Raw genomic sequence first — 17430 nt, forward strand, 5'->3', positions numbered from 1 at the left:
ACCACCACCATGTTCGAACATATCGATGCCTACCCCGGCGACCCGATTCTCACGCTGAACGAAAACTTTCAGAAGGACCCGCGCACCGACAAGGTCAATCTGAGTATCGGCATCTATTTCGACGATGCCGGCCGCCTTCCCGTGATGCAAGCCGTGCGCGAAGCCGAGCTTTCGCTCTTGCAGGAACTCGGCCCGAAGCCGTATCTGCCGATGGCCGGGTTCGCGCATTATCGCGATGCCGTGCAGACGCTCGTTTTTGGCGCCGAGAGCGCACCGCGTGCCGACGGACGCATTGCGAGCGTGCAGACGCTCGGTGGTTCGGGCGCGTTGAAAGTGGGCGCGGATTTCATCCGGCGTTACTTCCCGGACGCGAAGGTGTGGGTAAGCGATCCGACTTGGGAGAACCACCGTTTCATCTTCGAGCGCGCGGGCTTCGAAGTGAACACGTATCCCTATTACGACGAAGCAACCGGCGGGCTGTTGTTCGATGCCATGCTGGACGCCATCGACAAGCTGCCTGCAAAGAGCGTCGTGCTGCTGCATGCGTGCTGTCATAACCCAACAGGCGTCGATCTGGACGAAGCGCAGTGGGTGAAGGTCATCGACGTACTGCAAAAGCGCGACTTGCTGCCCTTCGTCGACATGGCGTATCAAGGCTTCGGCGCAGGGCTCGACGCCGACGCCTTCGCGGTGCGCGAGATTGCGCGGCGCGGCGTGCCGGCGTTCGTCGCCAACTCGTTCTCGAAGAATTTCTCGCTGTACGGCGAGCGCTGTGGCGGCCTGCATGTCGTGTGCGACGATGCCGTCGAAGCCGATCGCGTGCTCGGTCAATTGACGAGCGCGGTGCGCGCGAACTACAGTAATCCGCCGACGCACGGCGCGAAGATCGTGACCAAGGTGCTGAACACGCCGGAACTCGCGCAATCGTGGCGCGAGGAACTGGCGGCGATGTGTCAGCGCATCGCGCGTATGCGGCACGCGATTCACGACGGCCTGCGCGAGCATGTACGCGGCGAGGCGCTTGCGCGTTATATCAAGCAACGCGGCATGTTCACGTACACCGGCTTGCAGGCGGAGCAAGTGGACCGTCTGCGCGAGGAGTTCGGCGTATATATCTTGCGCTCCGGCCGCATGTGCGTCGCGGGCCTGAACGACAGCAACGTGCAGGTGGTGGCGGACTCCATCGGCAAGGTGCTGGCGCGCTAGTCATAAAGCGGGACACGAGAGCACGCTCTGCGAAGGCAGCGTGCCCGGTCCCGCATCCACCTTCGAACCGCGCGGCGGCGTCGCAACGAGCCGCACGCTGTTCTCTCCCGCATTCGCGAGCACGTACTGCTCGGGACGTCCATCGGGCTGCCAGTACACGCGATACACCGCATCGTCTCGATAGACGTGCAGCGCGCCGTGTATCGTCTCGTCGCCGCGTTTCAGATTCACGCTTTCGCCTTCGCGCAGCGCGAATGAGCTGCCCGCCGCGCCTTCGAGTGTGCCGCATGGCGCGGCTTCGGCGCTGCTAGCCGCGACAGCGCGAAGCATCAACGCCATCGCGCATAGCGAAATCACACGAATGTTCATTAGTATCGGCCTCGTTCGATAAAGGGCTGCGCCCCACACTCCGCGCGTGTTTTGCCCGACGTTCCCGCGCGCGTGTGCTACCTTGAATGAAGCAGCGTTCAGTCCCGGAGGGCCGCCATGTCAGTGATCGCACCGGACGAGAAAGCGGAGTTTCTTGCGATTCTCGCGCGCCACCGTTTCACCGAGGGCGATTTCCTCGTGACCGAAGCAGGCGCGTCGGATGTCGTCGACGACGTCTATCCATTGCAGGGCTATGTAACGATCGTGCGGCGATCCACTTCGAAGGAACGCGAATATCGCATCGGGCATGGCTCCCACTGGACCGTTGCCTTCGAGAAGGATCTGAACAAGCGCGTGTTCGGCTGAGGCGGGCACGCGATATCGGGCACGATGACATCCCTGAAGCGGAGCACGCGATGAGACCGACCGATTTTGCCTCGTTCAAAGCGCATGTCGCCATGTTGTTGCGCGACCTGCCGCGCGGCATGACCGCTGATTTCAACGACGTGGCCGTGGCTTACTGGAACGGCAAGCAAGTGATGGGCGCGTACCTGCGCGATAACGGGCGTATCGACGAAGACTTCGATTTCGACCAGAACGCGTGGGGCGTGTGGTGCGACGAGTTCCTCGCGTGGCTCGACGCGCCGCGCTTCTCCGAACGAAGCGATCTGAAAGCTGCATTACTCGCCGATCTCCCCATGGCCGACGTTCATCTCGGACGCTGGCCGCGCGCTCTGGCTTGAGCCGTTGCAAGGTGTCGTCACGGCACGCGAATTGCTATCCTCCCCCGGTTCACCATGTCCGAACCACGGCCGCAGGACGGCTGTGTTCCGCCATTCATCATCACGGAGGGTAGCAGTATGGCTGGCACCGGAAGACTTCATCCGCTCACGTTCGTCACGGCCGTCGGGTTCATCATCATCGGCGCGGTGCTTGCGGCCGGTGGTGCTTACCTCGTGACCTTGCAAGGATCGTGGTACTACGTAATCGCGGGCGCGGCCATCGTACTGACCGGCCTTTTGCTGTTGATACGGCGGCGCTCCGCGCTCTTGCTGTTTGCAATTTTCCTGTTTGCCTCGACGATCTGGGCCGTCTTCGAAGTCAAGTTCGATTTCTGGCAACTCATGCCGCGTCTCTGGATTTGGCTGCTGCTCGCACTGTGGCTGCTAATTCCGTTCGTGCATCGCGGCGCGCTGTTCGGGCCGCCTTCGACTGCACGCGCCGCCCGCGTGCCGCTGGCCGCTGCCGTCATCCTCACGCTGTTGCTCGGTGCAGGCACGTACTTTCAGGACTTCCATGACCGTCCGGGACGTATCGATGTCAACGTAGCCGCCGATCCGAATCAGGCCGATCTGAACGCCGGCACTGGACGCGCGGCAAGCGACTGGACCGATTACGGCGGCTCGCCGCTGGCGCAACGGTATGCGCCGATCGCGCAGATCACGCCCGAGAACGCGCATCAGCTGAAAGTGGCGTGGACGTTTCGCACCGGCGACATGCCCGGCCCCGACGATCCCACGGAGACGACGGACGAGAACACGCCGATCAAGGTCGGCAACACCATTTTTCTGTGCACGCCGCATAGCAAGGTGATCGCGCTCGATGCCGCGACGGGTGCGGAACGCTGGCGCTTCGATCCGCAGATTCAAAGTCCCATCGGCTTCAAACACTGGGAGCACATGACTTGCCGGGGCGTCGCTTATTACGATGCGGCAATGCACGTGGGTCCGCCCTCCGCCGCCGATGCGGCTGCTTCCGCTTCCGCTTCCGCGCCAGCGCTCGACGCGAGCGCATCCGCGCCCGCGGCTTCGACGGATACGACGGCTTCCGACGCCACCGCTTCGGCCAGCGCATCCGCGCCCGCCGAAGCATCCGCGCCTGGCGCACCGGCCGCACCGGCCGCACCCGTAGCCGTTGCTCAAACCGCCGCCACCGGCGAGTGCTCGCGCCGTCTCTTTCTGCCGACCGCCGACGCCCGGCTCTTTGCGCTCGACGCCGATACCGGCAAGCCCTGCACGAACCTCGGCAAGAACGGCGCGATCGATCTGCGTTTGAACATCGGACCGTTCACACCTGGCGGCTATTACTCCACCTCGCCACCCGCTGTCGTGCGCAATCTGGTAATCGTCGGCGGTCACGTGACGGACAACGAATCGAACAACGAACCTTCTGGCGTGATCCGCGCGTTCGACGTGAACGACGGCCATCTGGTCTGGAACTGGGACTCGGGTAATCCGGACGCCACCGAACCCATCGCGCCGGGCGGCACCTACGTGCGCAACTCGCCCAACATGTGGTCGATGTTCAGCGTCGACGAAAAGCGCGGGCTCATCTATCTGCCGATGGGCAACCAAACGCCCGATCAGTGGGGCGGACAGCGCACGCCGCAAGCCGAGCGCTTCGCGGCAGGCCTGGTCGCGCTGGATGCGTTCACGGGCAAGCTGCGCTGGAACTACCAGTTCACGCACCACGATCTGTGGGACATGGATGTGGGCGGTCAACCGACGCTCGTCGATTTGCAGACGGCGGAGGGCACGCAACCGGCGGTGATCGCATCGACGAAACAGGGCAGCATTTACGTGCTGAACCGCGAGACCGGCAAGCCGATCGTGCCCATTACCGAGACGCCGGTGCCGCAAGGCGCTGCGCGTGGCGACCACACCGCGCCGACGCAGGCGGTTTCCGCGCTCAACTTCAATCCGCCGCGCGTGCGCGAGGCCGACATGTGGGGCACGACGCCGTTCGATCAGCTCTGGTGCCGTATCAAGTTCAAGAGTCTGCGATACGAAGGCCCGTTCACGCCGCCGTCCGAGCAGGGCACGCTCGTGTTTCCGGGTAATTTCGGCGTGTTCGACTGGGGCGGCGTGTCAGTCGATCCGGTGCGGCAGATCCTCATCGCGAATCCGGACTACATGGCGTTCGTGTCGAAACTGATTCCGCGCGAGAAGCTCGACGCGCAGCAAGGAGAAAAGAAGGGCAGCGAGACGAGCGGTATCAAGCAGGCGCGCGGCACGCCGTTCGCCTATGAAATCAGCGCGTTTCTTTCGCCGCTCGGCATTCCGTGTCAGGCGCCGCCGTGGGGTTACGTGGCGGGCGTGGATCTGCGCACGGGCGGGATTGCATGGCAGCACAAGAACGGCACGATCCGCGATAGCGCGCCGCTGCCCATTCCGATGCCGCTCGGCGTGCCAAGCCTCGGCGGAACGATGGTCACGGCAGGCGGCGTGGCGTTCCTCACCGGTACGCTCGACCAGTACGTGCGCGCCTACGACGTGCGCGATGGCAACAAACTGTGGGAAGCGCGTCTGCCCGCGGGCGGCCAGGCGACGCCGATGAGTTACGCCGATGCCAGCGGCAAGCAATACGTGCTGGTCACGGCTGGCGGCCACGGTTCGCTCGGCACGAAAGCCGGCGACTACGTGATTGCCTACACGCTGCAGTAGCGCAAACGGTAAGCGAAAAAAAAGGAACGGCGGGCAATTGCCCGCCGTTCCTTTTTCAACCTGCGCGACAGCATGATCGCCGCCGCGTGTGGAGCGACTCAAGCCGCGCGCCGATAGGCATCGGCCATCAGCTTGCTGACTTTTGCGCGTGTCTTGAGCGCGTCCAGAAAAGCGGCGCGCACGGTCTTGGCAATGGCGAAAACAAACGAACTTGAGGTAACGGCGATGACGGCCATGGCTAAACTCCCTTAAAAATGAACGACCTAGGGTAACTAACTAGGTAATAACCCTATATTAGCATGTTGTGACGCAGTGCAACAAGTTGCTTTCAATATTTCCAAAAGTGTGGTTTGCGTGCAAGCTAAAGGGCACAGGCCGCATGTGATGGAAGTGGAATCCAAATTGCTCCAATGCAGGGCAAAACCGACTGATTACGCCGTTCTTCCAGAAGGGAGGATGTATGAAAGGGGATCGCTCGAGCCGTGCCGGCGCGTTGCCGTGGCTGTGTAGCGCAGTAATCGTGTCGGCCATCATTGGCGGATGCAGCGGGGGAGGCGGGTCCAGTTCGACTCCGGCGGCGGGCAGCAGCGCGCCGGCGTCGAATCCGTCAGCGGCTTCTAGTCCGTCGGCGGCGTCGACTCCGTCAGGCGCGTCGAGTCCCGCGGGCGCATCGAGCCCTTCCGGCGCATCGGGCGCTTCAGGCGCTTCAGGCGCTTCGGGGTCTTCGGGGTCTTCGGGGTCTTCGGGCGGAGCGGGCGGGGGCACCGTCGTTACCCCTGTCGCCCATCCGATGGACGTTGCGACCTATCACAACGACATCGGCCGCACGGGCCAGCAACTCGCGGAAACGAAGCTCACGCCCGCGAACGTCAATTCGACGACCTTCGGCAAGCTCAACGTGCTTGCGGCGGACGGACCCGTGGACGCGGAACCGCTCTTCTTGACGAGCGTGGCAATCGCGGGCGGCACGCACAACGTGCTCTACGTCGCCACCGAAAACGCCAGTGTCTACGCGTTCGACGCCGACACCGGCGCGATTCTGTGGAAATCGTCGACGTTAGGCGCAGGCGAAACACCGAGCGACGACCATGGCTGCGGCCAGATCACGCCGACTATCGGCATTACGGCGACGCCGGTCATCGACCGCACGCGCGGCCCGAATGGCGCGATCTACGTGGTCGGCATGTCGAAAGACACGTCGGGCAAGTATCACCAGCGCATTCACGCGCTCGACATCACGACAGGCGCGGAACTTTTCAACGGTCCGACCGAAATTGCCGCGTCGTATCCCGGCACGGGCGCGGGCAGCGCGAATGGCCGCGTGAGCTTCGATCCCGGCCAGTACGCCGAGCGCGCTTCGCTGTTGCTGCAAAACGGCGTGGTCTATACCGCGTGGACATCGCATTGCGACATCATGCCGTACACCGGTTGGGTGATCGGCTATAACGCCAGCACGCTGCAGCAGGCAAACGTGCTCAATCTCACGCCGAACGGCCAGATGGGCGCGATCTGGATGAGCGGCGCGGGCCTCGCGTCGGACGGCACGTCAATCTATTTCCTCGATGCCAACGGCACTTTCGACGCCACGCTCGACGGCAACGGCATGCCGATTCATGGCAATTTCGGCAACGGCTTTCTGAAACTCGGGACTTCGCCCGCCCTCGCCGTCACTGATTATTTCCAGCCGTCGAACACGGTGAACGAATCGGCAGCCGATGAAGATCTGGGTTCGGGCGGCGCGCTCGTATTGCCCGATCTCGTCGATGCGGGCGGCACGACGCATCATCTCGCGCTCGGCGCGGGCAAGACATCGACGATCTACGTGGTCAATCGCGACGCGATGGGCAAGTTCGATTCGAATGCGGATCACATCTATCAGGAGATCGTCGGGCAGATTCGCGGCCCGATGTTCGCCATGCCCGCGTACTTCAACAACACCGTTTATTTCGGCTCGATTGGCGACAGCATCAAGGCGTTCGGCATCGCGAACGCCGCCTTGTCCACGACGCCGACGAGCCAGACCGCGAACAGTTTCGGCTCGCCGGGCGCCACACCGAGCGTGTCTGCGAACGGCGCGGCGAACGGCATCGTGTGGGCGGTGGAGAATGGCACCATCGCCGTGCTGCACGCCTACGACGCCAGCAATCTCGCGCGCGAGCTTTACAACAGCAACCAGGCGGCGGGCGCGCGCGATCAGTTCGGGCAGGGCAACAAGTTCATTACGCCGATGATCGCGAACGGCAAGGTCTATGTGGGGACGCGCAACGGCGTGGGCGTGTTCGGTTTGCGGTGATGCCTGTCATGGACGCGGATTGGTGGCGATGAATTGCTTTACGGCGGCGTAGGCGGGCTTGGGCGTCTGGCCGTCGTCGAGGATCACGCCGTAAGGTCCCTCGCCGCCTGGCGGATCGTCGTAGAGCTGGTAGATCTGCAAGGATTCGATGTCGTAGCGCACCGCGATCGCTCTCAGGCCGCCGAGCATGTCGTTGGCGAGGAAGGCGGCCGCTTGCTGATCGGTGCCGAAGTCGGGCCGCACGCCCATTTCATTGATCCATACCGGCTTGCCGAACCGGGCAAGCGCGCCGATGACGTTGTAGCAACCCGTGCCGCCGCACGCGTGCTCGATGTTGCCCTGGTCGGAGTACCAGTGCCATGCCGTGATATCCCACGTCACGATGGGATGCCCGCCCGAACCGTCCGGCTGTGTGCCGTTCGCGAGCATCGTCACGAAGCCGTATTGCATCCACGCATTGCCGCCCATGACGATCTTGCCCGACGGGTCCATCGACTTAATGCCGGCGATCATGCCTCGGATGACGCCACGCGCAATCTGGAACTTTTGGTTGTCGAAGTCCGTGGGCCGCACGCCGTCCACCCATCCGGCGACCGTTGCCGAGCCGAGTTCGTTGGTCACTTCGTAGTAGGCGTAACGCTGCACACTCACGACGTCGCGCGCGAGCGCATAGGCCGATTGATACGCGGAGTCTTCATCGGCGAAATCGATTCCCATCAAGATCACCGGGTACACCGTGACCCCACCGGCGGCCAGCGCGTTGGCTACATTGGCGAGACGCATGGCGGTTGATTTGCTATACACCTCGTTGCGATACAGTTTGATGCCGAGATCCTGAAGCTGCGCTAATTGTCTGGCGGCGCCAGCGAGATAATAGACATCGCCATAACTGTTGTGACCGTTCATTCCGTAGAATAAATCGCTGGCGACGGGATTTATGGCGGCGGACGCGGCGTGATGACGATAGCGTGAATTATCGACGCTCGATGGCACGTTAGCGCTGTCCGAACCACCGCAAGCGGTTAATAACAGACTTGCTGAAAAGATCGCAGGCAAAACCGGTTTTGTGTTTCTGCAAAAACGAATTAAGCGATGAGCGATTTGCATAATCCAAAACAAGCCGATGACGTGTGCTCGCCTATGTCGCGGAAAATTAAATTCATTCGCGGACGCGAAGACAGGTGAATAGCGCGATGCTGATAACGCGAAGCGCAAGCGGGGCCGCGCCTTTTGCCGATGGAAATGGCGCGGTGCGTCGAGAAATATAGACGGTGACAGACGGGATAATCAAGACTTAATCGCGTCACTTTCACGAGCCGCGCTTATCTTTGCGAGATAATCGAAGAGCGGAGGATGTAATCTTAATGGCGACAGCGATTCAGGCTTCAGAAGGAAACGCGTTGCGAGATTTATTTGGTCGGAAAAATTAAAGCTGAATAGTCAGCGGGCAATGCGCGGCGCATTTGAAAATAGAAAATTCGCGACGCGCCGCCCACGACGTGTTGGAGAGAATGATAAACGACGTATGCTTCTGACCTTTGTCGTTTCAATCGACTTCGCGCGTTCTCGAATTACGCATCCGATCCAATATCGCGCGGCACTTCGCCAATTTGCCGAAACACGCTCAACCAGTCTTCCAGATGCCACGTCTTCGACACACGGTCATCGCGTATCTCATGGAACGAGTGAATGGCAAACCGAACCGGCTTCGATGTCGCCGCGATGCCCATCAACGGACCGGACTGCGTACCGCTCACCTCCGCGCGCACGCCGACGCGATTGTCCTGCGTGAGCATGTCTAGAATCTCGATGCGCATGTCAGGCAGCGCAGCCGCCATCTCCGCGAAGATGGGGATCATCTGGTCGGGACCGGCTTTGAAGCCTGCCGGCTCAGGCAGATATTCCCAGTCCGACGTCACGGCTTGGCGCAGCAAGTTCACGTCCTTTTGCGCGAAGGCGGCGTAAAGACGCTCGACGGCCGCGCGGGCTTCTGACTGGGTGATGTGTTCTGCCTCCATGGTGCCTCCTGAGCGTTAGGGATGCGGCGTTGCAACCCACTTTAACCCAATGGTCCGGATCGGGTGATCTGTCGTGTTAAGCTCGCATTTCTTCGTTGGGGAGTAGCCGGCTTTCCCGCCCGGGAAAGCGCCCATGTCAACACGCTCGGTCTTTCGACCGTGGCATGGGCAGCCGTCACAGGTTGGCAAGACCATCGACAGAATGCGCTTCCGGTCGGGCGCGCCTTCTGTCCTTGTGCTTGCCCGACCAGACCAGAGCGCTACTCGATGAACCTCGCTTCCACCGTATTCCTTGCTTTCGCCATGTCCACCGACGCCTTCGCCGCCGCCGTGGGCAAAGGCGCGAGCCTGCATAAACCGCGCATCGGCGAGGCGCTCAAGGCGGGAGTCATCTTCGGCGTAATCGAGGCGCTCACACCGCTCGTCGGGTGGGCGCTCGGCCGCGCCGCCGCGCAATACGTCACCGCGTGGGACCACTGGATCGCTTTCGGCCTGCTTTTCGTGCTCGGCGCGCGCATGATCCGCGAAGGCTTAAGCAAATCGGCTCACGAAGAAGAGAAGCCCAATTCACATTCCTTCTGGGTGCTCGCCGTCACGGGCTTTGCCACCAGCATCGACGCGATGGCGGTCGGCGCGGGCCTCGCGTTCATCGACGTCGATATCTTCTCGACCGCCGCGACCATCGGCTTCGCAACCATGCTCATGGTGACCATCGGCGTGATGGTCGGACGGCTGGTCGGCGCGACTATCGGCAAGCGCGCGGAGATCTTGGGCGGGCTGATTCTCATCGGCGTGGGCAGCGTGATCCTTGCGGAGCATCTGGGTTACTTGAGTTGATGCGAAGTTCTGCGTGTCGCGTTAGAAAGCGCCGCCCAAGCCACGAACTCACCACTTCGCCTCATCCGTTCCCGGCGGCACCGATGGCCTCGCGTAACCCGCCGGCGTGCGCTCGAAGCGCGCGCTCGGCGTGACCGCGCGCAGCATGCCGAAACCCGATTTGCTTTCCTCGGTGTATGCGGCGATGTCCGGCCGCGCCGTCTTCAACCCTCCGTCGATACGTCCAAGCCCGCGCAGCCAGTGTCCCGTCTGTGCGAGCGAAACCTCCACGTGCCAGCTACCGCCTTCCGTTTGTTGCTTCCATAGCGCGGCGGCCGCGCCGAATGCCATCAGAAAGCCGCTCGCCATGTCGAGCATCTGCATGGGCAGCGCTCGCGGTTTGCCATCGCCCTGCGCTTCGCCTTCGGCGGCGTTGAAGCCTATCGCGGTCTGCACGAGCGAATCGAAGCCACGCCGATCCGCCCACGGACCTTCCGTGCCATAAGCCGACAAGGACACGTACACGATGCCCGGCTGCCGCGCCACCAGCGCCTCGGGCCCGAAGCCAAGCTCGGCGATCCCGCCCGGCCGATAGCCTTGCGAGAAGACATGCGCCTCATCGATCAGCCGCCACAGCGTCGCGCGACCGTCTTCCGTGCGCAGGTCGAGATGCGCGGAGCGCTTGCCGCGACTCGTCTCGGCGATAGCGGGAATGTTCGGCAGATGCGGCGAATTCACGAGCATCACGTCCGCGCCGAACGAGGCGAGCGCTCGACCGCCCGTGGGACCGGCAAGGATGCGCGTGACGTCCAGCACGCGGATATCGGTCAGCGGGCGCGCGTCATTGTCGAGCGCGGGCAGCGCGAGAGGCGCGGCGTCGCCGATACGCGTGATTTTCAGCAACGGCTGCGCGGCGATGGCTTTGGCTTGCGGCGTCGCATCCCATTCTTCGAAGCTGCGCAGCATCGTCACGACGAGGCCGCGTTCGGCGCACGCGGTTTCGTAATCGTTCGCGCGCCATTCGAGCAGCGCGCGTTCGGCATCGGCGCGCGTGGCGCTGTGCGGGTCGAGACCCAGCACGCGCAACGCGCCATCCTGATGATGCTCGAAGTTTGCGTGTATGCGCACGTAGCCATCGGCCGTGCGGTAGAGGCCCGAGAATTCACCCCAGGTCTCGGGTTCGGCACCATCGACCGTGAACCAGTCGGTGCATTCGACGGCCGCGTGCGTCATGTCGACGCTCGCGCGCTGGCGGTCGACGCCGCGCGCATGAGCCAACTCGGAGGCCGCGAGCGCTGCCGCCGCGATGGTCGATTGCGCCGCTTCGCCCACGGCGAAGGATGACGGGAACACCGGGTCGTGTCCGGGTAGATCGACGAGGTGGAGGGCATCGTCGGGAAGGCCGGCGAGTTGCCAGAGATTCGTAAGCGTTGCGAAAGAAGTCATGGCGATGAGTGCGCGCGGGTCAGCGATGACGCATTGTCGCGCCGATTGGTTGAGCGCGCACGTTGCGCTTGTCTAAAGCGCGTGGATCAGCGGAAAAAGTGGTCCGCGAGGCGGCGCAGGCGGTCGCGACTTGACGCCGACGGCTCAACGCTTGGCATAGGCCCGCAGGATGCCCAACGCCAACCGCCCGCACACCTTCACTTCCCCGCCATCGCCAACACGCGCTCCAGCTCAGGCAAATCCACCGGCTTGACCAAATGTGCGTCGAACCCGGCCGCCCGCGTGCGCGCCATGTCTTCGTCGGAACCAAGACCCGTCATTGCGGCGACGATCACACGCTTGCCTTCATCGCGCATCTGACGAATGACGTCGAAGCCCGTCATGCCCGGCATCGATAGATCGAGCAGCACGACTTGCGGACGCGTCGTCCCGAACGATGCCAGCGCTTCCGGGCCGTCATACGCCGCGCGCGCCGCGTGACCGAGCATATCGACGAGCAAGGTCATGCTGTCGGCCGAGTCGCGATTGTCGTCGACGACGAGCACGTCGAGCTGACGGCTCGCCACCGCATTCGGCGCGGAAGGCGGCATGATGCCCTGCGTGGGCGGTTGCGCGAGCGGCAGCCACAAGCTGAACGCGCTGCCCTTGCCAGTGCCGCCGCTCTTGGCCTCGACGTGGCCGCCATGCAATTCGGCGATCGCTCGAACCAGCGTGAGGCCGATGCCAAGCCCGCCTTCATCCGGATGCGCGCCCGGCGCATGCTCCTGCACGAAAAGATCGAACACGGAGGCGAGCGCATCGGCGGAAATGCCGCGACCCTGATCCGTCACGCGCAGAAGCGCCGCGCCGCCGCGTGGACCGATTTCCAGCCGGATGGTCGACTCGGGCGGACTGAATTTCGCCGCGTTGTTGAGTAGGTTATTGAGCGCTTGCACGAGCCGCGTCGGGTCGCCATTGACGAAGAGGCGCTGGCCGCTGTCGTCCACGTCGAGCCGCTGCCCGCGCGCCTCGAAAAGCGGTTGACTCGCTTCGACGCTCAGGTGCACGACATCGGCGATATCCACGGTCTCGGTCGCGAGCCGGATCTTGCCGGAACTCACGCGGCCCGCTTCGAGCAGATCGTCCACCAGCTTGGTCAGATGCGCGAGCTGCCGGTCGACGATATGGCGGCTGCGAATGACATCGGCATCGTCGGAAGCCTTCAGTTTGAGAATGCTCACCGCGTTGCGAATGGGCGCGAGCGGATTGCGCAGTTCATGGCCGAGCAACGCGAGAAACTCGTTCATGCGGCGGCTCGACGCCTCGAGTTCTTCCAAACGCCTGCGCGCGGTCATGTCGCGCGTGATGGCGACGAAGCCTTTTTCGCGGCCATCGGCGGCGGCCAGCGCGCTCAGAATGACGTGCGCCCAGAACTCCGAGCCGTCCTTGCGCGTGCGCCAGTCCTCGTGTTCCGTGCGGCCGCGTTCCGCCGCGAGACGCAAGTCGTCGCCAGGACGGTCGCGGCCCTGTTCGTCCGACAGATAGAAGAGCGCGAAATGCCGGCCGATCGCTTCTTGCGCGGTGAAGCCGTAGAGCGCGCGCGCGCCGTCGTTCCACGAACGGATGATGCCGTCGTGGTCGAGCATGCAGATCGCGTAGTCGCTCACCGAATGGATGAGGAGCCGCAGGCGTTCGTCCGCTTCCGTCGCGCGGCGGCGATCCGTGATGTCGTGAATGAAGCACGCGAACTGCCGCTGCCCGTCGAACCACACTTCGCTGATGGTCAGCTCGGCGGCGAATTCGCTGCCGTCGCGGCGCAGCGCATGCAGTTCCACGCGCGTATTCATCATGCGCGCCTCGCCGGTGGCGAGATAGCGCGTGAGACCGGCGCGATGCGCATCGCGATAACGCTCCGGCACGATGAGCTGCGCGAGTTCGCGGTCGAGCGCCTCTTGCGCGCGCCAGCCGAAGAGGCTGGTTGCGGCCTCGTTCCAGTCCACGACCATGCCGGCTTCGTCCATGGCGACGAACGCAATATGCGCGTTGTCGAGCACGGTGCGGCGACGACGCATGGCATCGGCAAGCTTTTTTTTCGTATTCGATACGTAACGACAATTCGACCGTCAGGTCCGCATTTACGCTTTGATTCTCTTGCAGGAGTTTGCGGTTCTCCTGCGCGATTTCCTCGCGTGCAAAGGTTTCCGCAATGCACGCGCAAAACGCGTTGAGAATGGAGATATCGCTTTGGCTGAAGTAATCGGCTTCGCTTGAAATGAGTTTCAGCACCGCGACCGACCGGCCTTCGTAAATGACCGGCGCGACCACCATGGATACAGCGCCGACGGCTTCGCATGCAGCACGATCCACGCGATGATCATTCGCCGTATTGCGGCTGATGAGCGCTTGTTGCCGCGTGATGCACAAGCCCGAAAGACTGCCCGCGGTCGGCAGACGCGTGCCGACGCTTTTCGCGGCGACTCCGCTCGCCGCGCAATAGACGAGCTGATCGCCTTCGATCCACTCGACAACCGCGGACGCCACGCCGGCAACTTCCCTCAAGGTATCCGTGACTCTTTGCAGATAAGCGGGAAGCGGCAGCCGGGAATGGGCGAGACTTGCAAAAATAGCGAACCAGCGCTGAAAGTGCGCCTGACGGTTATGTTCCGCCTTTGATTTCATGTTCGGAGTCGAAGCCTCGAATTGCGAGTGCATAGCTCTTGTTCCAATCGACGGATCGCGAATTGTAATCGCGGAAATATCGAAAAGCGCAGCCGATATTTTATTTTGGTATTGAAACACAAAATCCTGCGCAAACGTTTGCGAGGAGAGGAAATTTTGACTCCGCTTGTAAGGCGTAGCTGAATCGATTAGGAGTCGATACGGCGAAACCCGCCTTTCGGATGCAAGTCATGCATGCCTTTTAAACGCCGGACCGATTGAAAAACAATATTCTTTATAGCTTCAGCGGTAAAAACAGCGATCTTCGAATACCGATTTACTTGCCTTCGTCAGAAGCCGGTAAATTTTGGCTTCGGGCTTCGGGCTTCGGGCTTCGGGCTTCGGGCTTCGGGCTTCGGGCTTCGGGCTTCGGGCTTCGGGCTTCAGGCTTCGGGCTTCGGGCTTCGGGCTTCGGGCTCATGCAGTCCGCGCCGCCGGACGAATGCCTGATGGCCGCGCCGCCTTGAACCAGCGTTCTGCCGCCACCCAACGATTCTTGCCCGCGCGCTTGGCTTCGTAGAGCGCGTTGTCGGCGTCGCGCAACACGCCGTCGAGTTCGCGGTCGTCGTCGCTGAACTTCGCAATGCCGATACTCACGCCGATCCCAAGCGCCATCCCGTCGTTCGCCATGAATGGCTTCGACAGTTCGCGCACGAGCGTATCGGCGAGTGCCGGCGGGTCGGCTTCGGGCGGCGTCACGATCACGAATTCGTCGCCGCCCAGGCGCGCGACCAGCGCGCCTTCGCCCGATACCAGGCGCAAGCGTTTCGCGACGAGCGCGAGGAGCGTGTCGCCAATTTCGTGGCCGTGATCGTCGTTGATCGCCTTGAAGCCGTCGAGATCGAGATAGAGCAACGCGCTTTCATCGTTCTGATAACGCTTGCCTGGCACGCGCGAGCGCAACGCCCGGAACAGACCGGCGCGATTGAGCAGGCCGGTGAGCTCGTCGTATCGCGCGCGACGGTCGTTTTCCTGCTCGGCCTTCATCGTCGTGACGAGCATGCCGTTCAGGCGGTACGCGGCGGCGCTCATCGCGAAGAGATAAAACGGAATCTGCAGGCACGTGACCCAGAGCGTCGGCTCGCCCGACAGGAGTGCGCCCACGCAGCACGGCCCGAGCGACAGAAAGATCATCACGGCGACCAGACGCGGCGCGCCGAAGTTGCGAAAACAGATGCCGCCGACCATCGCGGCCGCCGACAAAAACGAGAGCGTGGCCGCGACCCAGTCGCCGGAGAGCACGCTGACGAGGGCGCCGTAGCCGACCGTCGCGCCCCACATGGGCGCGAGCAGCACGTAGAGATCGGTGAACGTGGCGCGCCGTTCGCGCGCGCGGCGGCGTGCAAGGACGAGCACGACGAGCCGCACGAAACACACGGCGATTTCGAGCGCGAGCCACACATGAAACGCGATGGTCGGATGACGGCGCGTGAGCACCCAGGCGACGAGAATCGTGTTGAGCACGCCGCCCGCGAAAATGGGCAGCGTGCCGAACAGACTGCCGACCAGGGCGACGCGAATCGCGCGGGGGATGTCCGGCCCCGCGTGCAGTAACCACTTGGCTGCCCGCAAGCGGGGCAGCGTGTACACCTCAGTCAGTTGGTCCATGTCGGTGCGATGCGCGGATCGGCAAAGGCCGGAGTGGCGAAAAGCCATCCATCACAACGGTTAACGGCGAGGGCGCGGGGAGCTTTAGGGCGCCGATGACGGCCGTTCGACGCAAAGCGTTCCGCCTCCACCGATCGAAGCCGTAAAGGTTTACCCCTGCAACTCCTTCATTGACACGCCCCGCTTGTCTCAACTACGCTGAATGTACATTGGATGCACTGAACGTTTTCAGCGCAAACCGAGGCCCTCATTAGGAGACATCGATGGAGACGCGTGCGCGCTGGACTCTCGTAAGTCTGTTGTTCGTAGGTGGAGCGATCAGTTATCTCGACCGGGCGGCGTTATCGATCACCGCGCCGCTCATTTCCCGCGAGCTCAACCTCGATCCCGCGCAACTCGGCATCGTGTTCTCCAGTTTTTTCGTGGGCTACGCGATTTTCTGTTTCGTCGGCGGCTATTCGGCGGATCGATGGGGACCGAAATCCGTGCTCGCCGTCTCCATGCTCGTCTGGTCGCTCTTTTGCGGATTGACGGCAACGGCGGTCGGCATCGTCAGTCTGTTGCTCGTGCGCATTGTCTTTGGCATGGGTGAAGGGCCGCTCTGCGCCAACATCAACAAGCTCGTGTCGAACTGGTTTCCGCGCAGGCAGCAGGCGAGCATGATCGGTATCGCGAATTCCGGACAGTCGGTCGGCGCGGCGATCGCGGGGCCCGTGGTCGGCTTTCTCGCGCTGGCGACGAGCTGGCGCACGTCGTTCGTGATCATCGGCGCGGTCGGCACGCTCTGGGTGCTCGCGTGGTTGCTGCTGGCGAAGGACAAGCCGTCGACGCCCATCGAGGAATCCGCCGAAGCCCTCGCGCAAGACGACGCGGCCCTCGCCGCCGATGGCTCCCCCGCGCCGCTGTCCACTTACCTGCTGCGCCCAGCGATCCTTTCGACCGCGTTCGCCTTCTTCGGCTACGCCTACATCCTGTACTTCTTCCTGTCGTGGTTCCCGAGCTATCTGACGATGGCGCATCACCTCAGCATCCAGAAGATGGCCGTGGTGAGCGTGATTCCGTGGGCGGTCGGCGCGACGGGCCTCGTGGTCGGCGGCCTGGTCTGCGACTGGATCTACAAGAAGACCGGCCGCGCCATCTTCGCGCGCAAGATCGTGCTGATCACGAGCCTGGGCGCGGGCGCGGTGTGCATCGGCGTGACAGGCACGGTGACGGACCTGACGAGCGCGGTCACGTTGATGGCCATCGCCGTCTTCTTCATGTACGCGTCGTACAACACCTACTTCGCGATCGTGCTCGATACCGTGGAAAAGCGGCGCGTCGGCGCGGTCGGCGGTTTCGTGCACTTCATCGCCAATCTGGCGGGGATCGTCGCGCCGGCCTTGACGGGTTTTCTCGTGCAATGGTCCGGCAACTTCAAGAGCGCGTTCTTGCTGACCGGCGCGATCGCCGCGCTCGGCGCGATCTTCGTCGCGGTGTTCGTAAGACCGCCCAAGCCTCAATTGCAGCTTCAACCCGAACTCGCGTAACGGCG

Annotated in this window: 14 protein-coding genes, 1 pseudogene and 1 riboswitch; of the genes and pseudogenes, 7 read left to right on the plus strand and 8 right to left on the minus strand. The window is 62.8% G+C overall.

The window, feature by feature from the left end:
- The first annotated feature begins 9 nt into the window (after window positions 1-9).
- Window positions 10-1206, plus strand: coding sequence for an amino acid aminotransferase (locus P9250_RS05910; RefSeq protein ID WP_310391721.1), 1197 nt, complete (start codon window positions 10-12; stop codon window positions 1204-1206).
- Here the strand turns inward: P9250_RS05910 and P9250_RS05915 are convergent, their stop codons facing one another.
- Window positions 1207-1575, minus strand: coding sequence for a hypothetical protein (locus P9250_RS05915; RefSeq protein WP_310391723.1), 369 nt, complete (start codon window positions 1573-1575; stop codon window positions 1207-1209).
- Window positions 1576-1692: 117 nt separating this feature from the next.
- Between P9250_RS05915 and P9250_RS05920 the strand changes: the two genes are divergently transcribed.
- From P9250_RS05920 to P9250_RS05930, 3 genes are all read left to right on the plus strand, one after another.
- Window positions 1693-1941: a hypothetical protein gene (locus P9250_RS05920; RefSeq protein WP_244830978.1), complete on the plus strand. Its 249-nt coding sequence runs from the start codon at window positions 1693-1695 to the stop codon at window positions 1939-1941.
- 50 nt (window positions 1942-1991) lie between these two features.
- Window positions 1992-2318, plus strand: a complete 327-nt coding sequence (locus P9250_RS05925) for a hypothetical protein (protein ID WP_310391726.1) — start codon at window positions 1992-1994, stop codon at window positions 2316-2318.
- 117 nt (window positions 2319-2435) lie between these two features.
- Window positions 2436-5018: a glucose/quinate/shikimate family membrane-bound PQQ-dependent dehydrogenase gene (locus P9250_RS05930; RefSeq protein ID WP_310391728.1), complete on the plus strand. Its 2583-nt coding sequence runs from the start codon at window positions 2436-2438 to the stop codon at window positions 5016-5018.
- A 98-nt stretch (window positions 5019-5116) separates the two neighbouring features.
- Here the strand turns inward: P9250_RS05930 and P9250_RS05935 are convergent, their stop codons facing one another.
- Complete coding sequence (locus tag P9250_RS05935; protein ID WP_244830975.1) at window positions 5117-5254, minus strand: hypothetical protein; 138 nt, start codon at window positions 5252-5254, stop codon at window positions 5117-5119.
- 554 nt (window positions 5255-5808) lie between these two features.
- Between P9250_RS05935 and P9250_RS05940 the strand changes: the two genes are divergently transcribed.
- The gene (locus tag P9250_RS05940; RefSeq protein WP_250510936.1) at window positions 5809-7311 is read left to right on the plus strand and encodes a PQQ-binding-like beta-propeller repeat protein; all 1503 of its coding nucleotides are present in this window, start codon (window positions 5809-5811) and stop codon (window positions 7309-7311) included.
- Between the two features lie 6 nt (window positions 7312-7317).
- Here the strand turns inward: P9250_RS05940 and P9250_RS05945 are convergent, their stop codons facing one another.
- The gene (locus P9250_RS05945) at window positions 7318-8217 is read right to left on the minus strand and encodes a lipopolysaccharide biosynthesis protein (protein ID WP_250494453.1); all 900 of its coding nucleotides are present in this window, start codon (window positions 8215-8217) and stop codon (window positions 7318-7320) included.
- Between the two features lie 665 nt (window positions 8218-8882).
- A complete protein-coding gene (locus P9250_RS05950; RefSeq protein ID WP_250494454.1) occupies window positions 8883-9329 on the minus strand; it encodes an ester cyclase in 447 nt (148 codons plus the stop codon).
- Window positions 9330-9414: 85 nt separating this feature from the next.
- Window positions 9415-9581: riboswitch (yybP-ykoY riboswitch) on the plus strand.
- A 15-nt stretch (window positions 9582-9596) separates the two neighbouring features.
- On the opposite strand from P9250_RS05950, the gene mntP reads away from it, so the two are divergent.
- On the plus strand, window positions 9597-10166 hold the full coding sequence (gene mntP / locus P9250_RS05955; protein ID WP_250469181.1) for a manganese efflux pump MntP: 570 nt from the start codon (window positions 9597-9599) through the stop codon (window positions 10164-10166).
- A gap of 48 nt (window positions 10167-10214) precedes the next feature.
- On the opposite strand, the gene P9250_RS05960 is transcribed toward mntP, so the two are convergent.
- From P9250_RS05960 to P9250_RS05975, 4 genes and pseudogenes are all read right to left on the minus strand, one after another.
- On the minus strand, window positions 10215-11591 hold the full coding sequence (locus tag P9250_RS05960; protein ID WP_310391732.1) for a CoA transferase: 1377 nt from the start codon (window positions 11589-11591) through the stop codon (window positions 10215-10217).
- A 197-nt stretch (window positions 11592-11788) separates the two neighbouring features.
- Entirely contained in the window at window positions 11789-13642 is a 1854-nt protein-coding gene (locus P9250_RS05965; protein ID WP_310391734.1) for a PAS domain S-box protein, read from the minus strand.
- A gap of 190 nt (window positions 13643-13832) precedes the next feature.
- Window positions 13833-14282 (minus strand): annotated as a pseudogene (locus P9250_RS05970) (GAF domain-containing protein); the annotation flags it as partial.
- 423 nt (window positions 14283-14705) lie between these two features.
- The gene (locus tag P9250_RS05975; RefSeq protein WP_244830968.1) at window positions 14706-15896 is read right to left on the minus strand and encodes a GGDEF domain-containing protein; all 1191 of its coding nucleotides are present in this window, start codon (window positions 15894-15896) and stop codon (window positions 14706-14708) included.
- 263 nt (window positions 15897-16159) lie between these two features.
- Between P9250_RS05975 and P9250_RS05980 the strand changes: the two genes are divergently transcribed.
- The gene (locus tag P9250_RS05980; RefSeq protein ID WP_250494458.1) at window positions 16160-17425 is read left to right on the plus strand and encodes an MFS transporter; all 1266 of its coding nucleotides are present in this window, start codon (window positions 16160-16162) and stop codon (window positions 17423-17425) included.
- The last annotated feature ends 5 nt before the right edge of the window (window positions 17426-17430 follow it).

The organism is Caballeronia sp. LP006 (genome assembly GCF_031450995.1).
GTDB lineage: Bacteria > Pseudomonadota > Gammaproteobacteria > Burkholderiales > Burkholderiaceae > Caballeronia.